Annotated in this window: 5 protein-coding genes and 1 pseudogene; 3 read left to right on the top strand and 3 right to left on the bottom strand. The window is 46.3% G+C overall.

The features are described from left to right. From ACRBG0_RS24540 to ACRBG0_RS24530, 3 genes and pseudogenes are all read right to left on the bottom strand, one after another. A pseudogene (locus tag ACRBG0_RS24540) lies at positions 1-500 on the bottom strand (hypothetical protein); the annotation flags it as partial. Positions 501-586: 86 nt separating this feature from the next. Continuing rightward, a complete protein-coding gene (locus tag ACRBG0_RS24535; protein WP_431489480.1) occupies positions 587-1,093 on the bottom strand; it encodes a hypothetical protein in 507 nt (168 codons plus the stop codon). A gap of 399 nt (positions 1,094-1,492) precedes the next feature. Beyond that, on the bottom strand, positions 1,493-2,956 hold the full coding sequence (locus ACRBG0_RS24530) for a tyrosine-type recombinase/integrase (RefSeq protein WP_431489479.1): 1,464 nt from the start codon (positions 2,954-2,956) through the stop codon (positions 1,493-1,495). A gap of 580 nt (positions 2,957-3,536) precedes the next feature. Between ACRBG0_RS24530 and ACRBG0_RS24525 the strand changes: the two genes are divergently transcribed. The 3 genes from ACRBG0_RS24525 to ACRBG0_RS24515 form a co-directional block, all read left to right on the top strand. Further along, entirely contained in the window at positions 3,537-6,965 is a 3,429-nt protein-coding gene (locus tag ACRBG0_RS24525) for an amidohydrolase family protein (RefSeq protein ID WP_431489478.1), read from the top strand. 472 nt (positions 6,966-7,437) lie between these two features. After that, positions 7,438-10,482, top strand: coding sequence for a SusC/RagA family TonB-linked outer membrane protein (locus tag ACRBG0_RS24520; RefSeq protein WP_431489477.1), 3,045 nt, complete (start codon positions 7,438-7,440; stop codon positions 10,480-10,482). 32 nt (positions 10,483-10,514) lie between these two features. Next, the coding region (locus ACRBG0_RS24515) for a SusD/RagB family nutrient-binding outer membrane lipoprotein (RefSeq protein WP_431489476.1) at positions 10,515-11,080 on the top strand (566 nt) is incomplete at its 3' end.

Here is an 11,080-nt window from a genome sequence, read left to right as displayed (position 1 = left end):
AATAGCCCCAACCTCACGTTAATTGACGGTAAACTAAGGTACTTTAATACTCCATTAAGATAGTATTCTTTGTAATACTGCTCTTCTGGTGTATACTTAGCATTGACTACTAATTCTCCACTTGGAGAAAATGATTTAGATATTCCTTTTTCAGACTTAGATTCTAATTTTCCATTAGGGAAGAGTGAAAACCCTGTTTTTAATACGATCCCTGGTTTATTGAAGAATGAATAATCATATTTAAATTCACTTCTTACAGTTCCATCCTCATACCAAGTGTATGTTTCTAAGTTAGAGCCATTCTCTAAGTACTCCTCAGATTCTTTTCTCCCATTATGAAAATATCTTATTACATGGGTCGCTTGACCTAATCTATATTCGATTTCTTCATATCCATATTTGAAAACTCCGCTAAATGGTTCTCCTTGATAGTAAACATTTAACTGAGAATCATATTCATTCCTAAACTCTAATTCCTTGGGATTTACAATTATTTTCATCTCATTATAATTGTCGAGAACTCAGGCTTGTGCGCAGGCCGAAGTACGAGGCTTGTCGCACAAGCTAAGTTAGCGGCAGTATTAATTTATCTTTTTTCCTTTATAATAGAATTCTCTTTAAACAGAATAAATTCCAAACGATCAAAATCCCCATTTCTAAATTGCTCATCAGTTATATCAATCAAATCAATTTGATCGAAAAAGTATGGGTTTAAAGCACTCACATCTTTGCTTTTCAGATAACTTCGTAGGTCTTGAGCTCCTGCAAAATGTCTGTCAAACGCTATTTGGGCACCCCATGTGTATCTATAGACATCAATTCTCAGTCTAAGATCTAAATCACTATGTAATTCTTCATATAAATAGTTCATTTTGGCCAAATTAACACTATCCCTATAGACGTCATTTAGCCGTTTTCTACGCTTAGAAAAATCAAACTTCACTATAACTTTTTCTACAATAGTTTCGATACTGTCTTGCGTCCGATTCTCCACATCTGCTTGTTCTTGACTAAAGGCAGATAATCCAATGAACAGTAGGCCGATAAAAATAAGAATAGGTCTCTTTCGAGTTGTATTTATTTCATGAAACATGATCCGTTCTTTTGCGTTAATTCCATACAATTTACATCATTTTCATCGACAAATAGAACCGAACTCTTGATATTAGAATCTCTTCTCTTGTCTTTATGATTTGACGTATTTATTCAATTTGATGAGTTCTGACCATACTAAATTTCCTCATAGTTCTAAAATAGTATTTATCTGATTGCCGCTAACGTTTTTCGGGACATGCGAAGTTCGGAAATTTCCGGCGCAGCCGAGAAAATTTTTGAATTTCCGTATGTCCCGTGTTGTACGAGGTTCGGAGCGCAGCGGAGAAGCTTGTGCAGCACGGGCTTGCCCGAAAAACATTGTTCAAGATGCGGAGCGCAGCGGAGTATCTTGAACAACTTACTTATATGCGAACAAAATACCCCTTTTGACGTATTTTTACGAAAAAAGATCATCAAAAGGACTGCGAATGCTTTGCAGCGTGCGTTGGCTTACGTGGGTATACCTTAGCGTGGTTTTAATATCGCTATGACCCAAAAGTTCCTGAATAAGGCGAACATCCGTACCCGATTCTAGCAAATGAGTAGCATAACTGTGCCGCAAAGAATGAAAAGTAACAGCCTTCCGGACACCAGCTTTCTCCTTGGCCCTTCGGAAGATCGTCTGTAAACTGCGGACAGAATAAGGCTCTCCCGGTGCCTGTCCGGCAAATAGCCACGCTGTTGGTTGATAATCAATAACATAAGATTGTAACAAGCTAACCATCGCAGGGCTTAAAGGCACTATTCGATCTTTACTTCCCTTCGAGTTTACAACATGAATCGTCAATCGTTCCAAATCAATGTCGCGGGTTTGTAATTGACAGACTTCACTCACCCGAAGGCCTGCACTGTAAGCGATGTAGACCATCGTTTGATGCTTTTTGTTCTCGATCGTAGCAAATAGTCGCCTTAATTCTCCTGCTGATAGTACACTCGGTAAGCGGCTATTTTTTCGCGGTCGCTTGAGTTCGTATACCGTTCTTGGTTGGTTGAGTACCTTCTCATAATAGAATTTAATGGCATTGATGTGCTGATTGAGCGTAGACAAAGCGATATTGCTTTTTGCTAACTCATTACAGTAATCCTGAATCTCTTCCCGCTTTCGGCCTGCTAAACCTTCTTCTCCAAAATGCTCCAGGTACCTCCTGAAACAAGCCGTATAGGTTTTGATGGTGCTCCAGCTATAGCGTATACCAATGAGCAAATCTGTGTAGGCCCGAACGATGCTTTCCTGGTTCGTTTCCAGCTCTTTCAACAGATGTTTTTGCCTAGTAGACCAATCACGCCTATCCAACCCAATGGCGATTTTAACGCCCTGATAATATAAAGCAACACCAAGGTCAGAGAAATGTCCCGCTAATTCCTTGACCAACTGGATATTATTAGGGATAAGCCAGCCCCCTTCTGCTTTTGAATACCTTCGGCCAGCGATCCGCTTCACCGCCGCAATCGTATCTACCCGGTACGGAAAATTGACTTTGAGCCAATCTTCCAGTGTTGGCTGGGCAACAACTCGCGCGCACAGCCCTTGTGGCCCTGATGAAGCATTGGCCAACGAGTTATTTTCAGGTGTTGTGAGTATTCCCTTCAACTTTTCGTAATCCGATTGCTCCCAATACTCGTAGCGTTGCTGCAATGCCAGCAGGTTGCCCTCACTGGCTTTCATTATCCAGCAACCTTCGGCTTTGTGCCAGTAAGCAGACTCCAAGGTGCGTAAAAAAACAACTTCTTCTCGTTGATAAGCCAGCTTTATGGCTAGATATAATGCCCATCGTTTTTCACCACGATGAGTAATGGGTTCAATTTCTATGTTAGAGAGCGACGTTTGCTTTAGAACTGATAAACTTTTTGTTTTATTCACACAACAAGAAAACAAACTGGTGACTTAATCACAAAATTGCAAATAGAGAAGCTTTTTTATTCGACTACCAGGTCTCCATTCGAAAAACTGAAGTGGCCCACTCAATCAGCGAACCGAACAGGTGAGCGCGGCAAGCGGAGCGCGCAGGGCCTAGGGATGGTAGTGGTATGCGCACAGCGCAGCGAGCACATAATAACGTACAGCCCGCCGCCAACGACCTCCGGGAGAGCAGCGGAGGCTCCAAACGGTTGAAAGGGTTGAAAAAGGGTAAGGGTGTAAAGGTTGGTTGATGGTTAGATGGTGTTTAGGAAATCTTACATCTGAAATTCTTTAATAATTGTTGGTTGACCTTAGTAGCAGCAATTACGCTTGGTTTAGGCCATCTTTCCGGGTTGAATAAATAAATTCAATTACACAGAAAAATATCTAATCAGCCGGTCAGTGCTGCACCTTCACTGCACCAGCCCCGCTACCCCCTGCAAAGTCTCCGCCACTTGAATAGAATGTGTTATTTTGCCTCAGTATAGTCCTCCATCCCAGGATTACAATTCAAAAATCAGCTTAACTCATTCTGTTCACTATGTTGAAATACCTACTTTCTATCCTGATACTCGCGCTGAGTATTAGTGGTTTTAGCCAAACCGATACGACTGCCGTTCAGCAGGATTCTGTCAAAAAAGAAGACAGCAAAGAACCGCTACCGCTGGAGGCTACCCGCAGCATCCGCATCAATACCGACAATGGCACCTGGCTTTCGCTCGACGTCAGCCCCGACGGGAAGACCATTGCTTTTGATATGCTGGGCGACCTGTATACGCTACCCATTACTGGCGGAAAAGCTACCCGTATCACGGAAGGCCTGGCCTTTGATTCGCACCCGAAGTTTTCGCCTGATGGCAAATCACTCCTTTTTCTTTCTGATCGCAGCGGCGGCAACAACGCCTGGATCATGGATCTTGAAAAAGGAGACAGCACCCAGGTTACGAAAGGCAACAATAACAATATGCAATCGGCCGAATGGACACCCGACGGGCAGTACATCGTCGTCAGTAAAGGTACCCGTAACCTCAAGCTACACCTCTATCACCGCGACGGCGGATCGGGCGCTCAGTTGATCAAAAAACCGGAAACCTTGAAAACGGTAGAGCCAGCCTTCGGTGCCGACGAGCGTTACATCTGGTTTTCTCAACGCAGGGGAGCCTGGCAGTACAATGCGCAGTTTCCACAATATCAACTGGCCACTTACGATCGCGAAACCGGAAAAACGGCCACCCAAACTGCTCGCTATGGATCGGCCTTCACGCCTACCCTTTCGCCTGATGGCAAATGGTTGGTGTACGGTAGCCGCTGGAACGACGAAACCGGCCTGATGGCGCGCAACCTTGAAAACGGTGATGAAAAGTGGTTGGCTTATCCTGTACAACGAGATGAACAGGAATCTATCGCGCCGCTGGGCGTACTTCCGGCCATGTCTTTCACGCCTGACAGCAAGCATTTGATCGCTTCTTACGGCGGAAAAATCTACCGCCTGCCTATGGATGGTGGCGATGCGGTGAACATCCCTTTCCAGGTGGATGAGGAACTGGCAGTAGGGCCGCGCCTGAAGTTCAACTACCCGATCAGTGATGATCCGATGATGACGGTGACCCAAATCCGCGACTCCAAGGTTTCTCCTGATGGCAAGCAGGTGGCCTTCACGGCACTCAACCGTCTTTACGTCATGAATCTTCCTGATGGTAGCCCACGCCGTGTGACTAACTTCGACTATACGGAAGCCATGCCTACCTGGAGCCCCGATGGCAAACAGATCGCATTTGTGACCTGGAATGATACAGATGGAGGTCATATTTACAAGGTAAACGCAGCAAGCGGCAGCACCCCTACCCGACTGACCCAAATGGCCGGTGTCTACTCTGAACCCGCTTGGAGTCTGACCAAAGACCGCATTGTCTTTATGAAAGGTAGCAAGCAAACCTACAAAGACGGTGACAGTCCTTTCACCTTCGGTACGCAGGATGAACTCCGTTGGATTGCTGCTAGTGGCGGCGAAAGTCACTTGATTGAAAAAAGCAAAAACCGGGCTACTCCTCATTTTGTCCAGGGCAAAGACCGTATCTACCTGTATGGTCGTGAAGGGCTTCAGTCTATCCGTTGGGATGGTACTGATGAGAAGACCATCGTTAAGGTTACGGGAATCACTACCTATGGTTCTATCCATGATATCCTCGATCACCATCACAGGCTTCCGGAAACGGTAACAGAGCCGCAAAAGAAACCTTCTAATGCCTCGGTAATAATGATGGCACCGCAAGGTGATCAGGCCATGGCCAAAATCAACAATGAGATTTACACCGTCACGATTCCTTACCTCGGTGGGGAAACCATTACCATCAATGTAGCTGACGCTAGCAAGGCCGCTTTCCCAGCGCGGAAACTCACCAAAATAGGCGGAGAATTCCCCAGCTGGAGCAATGATGCCAAATTGGTTTACTGGTCGATAGGAAACGCCTTTTTCTCCTACGATCTAGCTGCAGGCAAAGCCCGCGACGAAGAAATCGCCGCTAAAAAGAAAGCCGCTGCTGCTGAAAAAGCTGCCGCTGCCAAGAAAAAAGAAGAAGGCGGCGAAGAGGACGAGGAAGAAGAGGAGAAAGAAGAAGAAAAAAAGGACGAGGAGAAGAAAGAGGAAGATAAGCCCTACGAAGCCGCAGAGCTACGCATCAAAGTAGAAGTACCACGGGATATCCCCCAAGGTACGGTACTCCTGCGCAACGCGCGCGTGATCACCATGAAAGGTGATGAAATCTTCGAGCAAGGGGAGATCCTCATCGAAAACAATCGCATCAAGCAGGTGGGAGCTGCCGGCAGTATCACCGTTGGCAGTAGTGTCAAAACGATGGACATGAGTGGCAAAACCATTATCCCTGGTTTCGTAGATACCCATGCCCACATGTGGCCAGCATGGGGCATTCACAAAAATCAGATTTGGATTTATGCGGCCAACCTCGCCTATGGCGTTACGACTACGCGTGACCCACAAACGGCAACAACCGATGTACTTACTTACGCCGACATGGTGGACGCGGGTATGATGTACGGCCCTCGGGTATACTCTACCGGCCCCGGTGTGGGCTTCTGGTCTTACAACATCAAAAGTCTCGATCAAGCACGCGAAGTACTGAAGCAGTACTCGGAGTATTACCACACGAAGACCATCAAGATGTACCTCACGGGTAACCGTCAGCACCGTCAGTGGATCATCATGGCCGCCAAGGAGCAGGAATTGATGCCCACCACCGAAGGCGGGCTGGACTTCAAACTGAACGTCACCCAAATTCTGGATGGCTATCCTGGGCACGAGCATGCCTTTCCAATCTACCCGCTTTACGAAGATTTCAAAGCTTTTGTATCGGAGTCGCGTACCACCTACACCCCTACCCTGCTGGTAGCTTATGGTGGCCCTTGGGCGGAGAATTACTACTATGCGACAGAAAATGTGCAGGGTGATCCCAAGCTCAATTTCTACACGCCAAAATCAGAGCTTGATGCCAAATCTCGCCGTCGTAATGCGGGTTGGTTTATGAAGGAAGAGCATGTATTTGAAGACCACGCTGTATTTGTCAAAGACCTGGTAGAAGCCGGTGGTTTGGCAGGTGTTGGTTCTCACGGACAGCTGCAAGGATTGGGCTATCACTGGGAATTGTGGAGCGTACAATCTGGTGGCATGAAAGAACATGACGCATTGAAAGTAGCCACTATTCACGGTGCCGAATCTATAGGTTTGGAACAAGACCTGGGTAGTATTGAACCTGGTAAGATTGCCGATCTTGTCATCTTGGGTAAAAACCCGCTGGAAGACATTCGCAATTCCAATACTGTAGAAATGGTCATGAAGAACGGCCGCCTCTTCAATGCGGAAAACCTGGACGAGGTGTACCCACAGGCGCGCAAAGCACCTGCCTTTGAGTGGCACCAGGCTGCGCCGGAAGGTGTGCCGGGGATACGGAAGTAAATATTTTGTTCTCGGACAACTTTAAGTTGCCCGAGAACACTTTTTAAGATCGACACTTATTTGTAGAATAGGAATAAAAGCTTTAACATTGCCTCACTGGATTTTATAGAACATCATATTTTACCAGCCATTTTTTCATAATATTTTATTGTGAATTAGAGAGAAGTATACCTAATTAAACCATAGGTGTTCCTACATCTATTCTCTTGGCTTGGTTTCTTTTCACTAGACATTTTCAAGAGTATCATGCGATGGAGTAGCCTCCACTCGTACTGGTTATTTTTTTGGCGTTTTGGGATTTCCTGACAAATACTAATGTAGGCGTCAGGTTTACTTTATTCTACCATTGGTTTTGTATTTGAAAACCCAAAATATTTTGCTTTTAACAAATACCCTTCCGGTGATCCATGAATTTCCTACCATTGGTTCACTTTAAGAGGGCACATTACTTTTACTCACTAAAATTTTTAAAATGAAGTATTTAATCACCCTGCTTTTACTGGGCACAGTGCCACTCCTGGCTCAGGACATTTCGGTAACAGGTACAGTTACCGATGATGCAGACGGCCAACCATTGATTGGTGTCAATATTCTGGTAGAGGGTACTGCTACCGGTACCATTACGGATCTTGATGGCAATTACCGCTTGTCGGTCCCAGCAGACGCTACCCTCGTTTTTTCTTACACGGGTTTCACCCCCGAAACGGTCGCTGTAAACGGTCGTAACCTTATTGATCTTTCCATGACTGCGGGGACTCGCTTGGACGAAGTAGTCGTAACTGCCTTAGGTATCTCCCGTGAGAAAAAAGCCCTGGGCTATGCCGTTCAGGAGCTCAATGGTGATGAACTCACTGCCACGCAAGAGAGCAACCTGGTAAACTCCTTGCAAGGGAAAGTTGCTGGCGTACTGATCAACAGTTCGTCTGGTGCTCCTGGTGCTGGTGCTAACATCGTCATCCGAGGTATTACCTCTTTTGGTGACAACAACCAGCCTCTTTTTGTAGTTGACGGTGTACCTATTGACAACAGCACTATTTCAGGCAACAACCTCCCGAGTGCAGGTTCAAACTCTCCCAGCAGTTCCGAACAATCCAGCTTCACCAACAGGGCAGCGGATATCAATCCAGCAGATATTGCCAGTGTTTCGGTACTAAAAGGCCCTGCTGCAACGGCACTTTATGGTCTTCGTGCAGCCAATGGTGTTATTCTGATCACGACCAAAACAGGCAAAGCAGGTAAGGCTCAAGTTTCCTTAAATTCGTCTTATGGTGTTTCAGAAATTGCGAAACGCCCTGAATACCAACAGGTCTATCGTGAAGGCCGTTTTGGTCGCCTACGTTTCACTGGTAGTGGCTCACCTTTGCGCTTCCAACAATTTGGGCCTAAGGTATATAGTGGTCTCACGCCTCAATTTGACCCCATTGACGACTTTTTCCAAAGTGGTTATTCGCAAGATCATTCGCTGAGTATTTCGGGAGGAACAGACAAGGCAACCTTCGCTACGTCTTTTTCTTACCTCGACCAGGAAGGTATTATTCCTAACTCTACCTGGAGCCGCCTTACCGGGCGTTTGTCAGGTACGGTAAAAGCATCTGACAAGCTCAAGTTTACTGGCTCGGTTAACTATACCAACTCGGGTGGTAACAAGCCGCACTCGGGCGACAAATCAATCTTATCTTCCCTTAGCTACCACGTGACCAGTTTCGATGTTAACGATTATATCAACGCCGACGGTACCCAGCGGGACTATTCCAACGGAATCATTGATAGCCCCCGTTATCTCGCTGAATTCTCTACCCTCACAGACGATGTAGATCGCTTCTTGGGGAATATGGGCTTTACTTATGAGCCTACCGACTGGTTTACACTGAGCTACCGGGCTGGTCTGGATTTCTACAATGATTCCAGGGTGCGTATTGTACCTGCCGGTTTGGATCTTTCGTCTCAGGTGGGTGGTTTCATTATTGAAACAGACATTGATCAGCGCCAATTCAACGGCACGCTGACCCTGAATTTCAAAAAGCAACTTACAGAGAGAATTGGTGCGAATCTGTTGCTGGGCCACGAAATGAATGAGCGCCGCAGCGAATCTACCAACGTGCGCGGAGAGCGCTTCACTGAGCCTGATTTCTACCACCTCAGCAATACCGAAATTGGTTTTATTGACAACAGTAAGTCTTTGCGCCGGATCGTCAGTGGCTTTGGCCTCTTGAGTATTGATTTCGACAACGCTATCTACCTTGATATTACGGGGCGTAACGACTGGTCGAGCACATTGCCGATCGAAAACCGTTCCTTCTTCTACCCATCAGCGAGCCTGTCATTAGTACTTTCCGATTTGATGGGCCTGCCTAACTTCGTAAGTTTTGCGAAGGTTCGCGGATCGGTAGCACAGGTAGCCAAAGATACCAACCCTTACCTTATCGGAACCCTCTACGGCCAGGACCCTGCTTTCCCGCAGTTTGGCACCAACGGTTTCCGCCTCAATTCTGTTTTCGGCGATCTCAACCTAAAGCCAGAAACGACTACTTCTTCGGAAGTCGGACTTGATTTACGCTTTTTCAACAATCGCCTAGGATTAGACCTCACTTACTACCAGCAGAATTCTAAAGATCAGATTTTGCAGGTTCCAGTATCTAATACTACCGGCTTCTCGCGCTTCTTGACCAATGCTGGAGAAATTGAAAACAAAGGTATTGAAGTACTGCTGAATGCTACACCAGTAAAACGTGGTGATTTCACCTGGGATGCTTCTCTAAACTATACCCGCAACCGCGGCGAGGTAGTTTCTATCCGTGAAGGTATCGAGGAGATTGTTCGTTTTGAAGGCACTGGAGGAATCACCTACAAGCTTGTTCCCGGCGGACAAGTAGGGGATTTATATGGCTATGCGTTCAATCGCGACGATGCCGACAATTTAATCATTGGCAGCGATGGTTTCCCATCACTAAACCTGGATACGCTAGTAAAAGTAGGCAATGCTTTGCCCAACTTCACTGCTGGGCTTACTAATACGTTCCGCTACAAAGGCGTGGGCTTATCGGTTCTTTTGGAATGGCGTGATGGTGGCGACATGGTAGACATGGGCATCCGTAACAGCATTCGTAACGGACTGCTTGAACAAACGGCTCGTCGTTATGAAGAGGTTATATTTAATGGTGTTACCGCAACCGGTGAACCCAATACGCAACCGGTAGAAATTACAGGAGAGACGCTCTATCGTAGTTTCGCTCGCTATAACGGTGCAGCAGAAGTGATCCTCGAAGATGCTTCTTGGTTCCGTATCCGCCGGGTAAGTGTATTCTACGATCTACCTAAATCTATACTCGGAGGTGGTAAATTTATTTCTACCGCACGGGTAACCCTCACAGGTAACAACCTCTTTATCAATACGCCCTTCCGTGGCTTTGATCCAGAGACCAACTACCTCGGCTCAGGCTCTAGTATTTACGGATTTACGGGTCTTCAGACACCGGGCGTTCGTACTTATACTGCCAGCCTGAACCTGACCTTCTAGTATCTCTTTTATTTTACAAAAAACTGATTATTATGCGCAAGCATTTCAAATATATTATCCCCTTGTTGCTCCTCGTCTTTTCACTTACCAACTGTGAAGACTATCTGGACATCAACGATGACCCCAATAACCTCACAGAGGTAGGTTTGGCGTCCTTACTTCCTGCTATTGAATATCGGTTAGCTGATGCTCAGTATTCGGTGTCTTACCAAGCGGCACAGGCCACCCAACAGACAGCTTCTTATTTTGGTTACTTTGAGAACTTCCGGATGGGAGGCGCTTGGAGTATTCTCTACCTCCGTGTATTGGCGAATGCTGATATCCTGGCGCGCCAAGCTGCTGATGCTGAGGTTCCAAATTACGAAGGGATTGCCTATGCTATCCAAGCTTACGCCTTGAGTACTGTTACCGACAGTTGGGAAGCTGCGCCTTGGACCGAAGCCTTTGACGGCAGTAATGACCTAGAGCCTGCCTTTGATGAGCAGCAACAACTGTACGCTACTATCAATACCTTACTCGACAAGGCTACTCCCCTACTGGAGTATGAGCCAATTGACTGTGATAACGAACTTTGCGTTAGCCCCGGCAGTGATTTGAT

This window comes from Lewinella sp. (genome assembly GCF_050633125.1).
In the GTDB taxonomy this organism is placed as follows: domain Bacteria; phylum Bacteroidota; class Bacteroidia; order Chitinophagales; family Saprospiraceae; genus Lewinella.
This window is presented reverse-complemented; position numbering and strand designations above follow the sequence as displayed.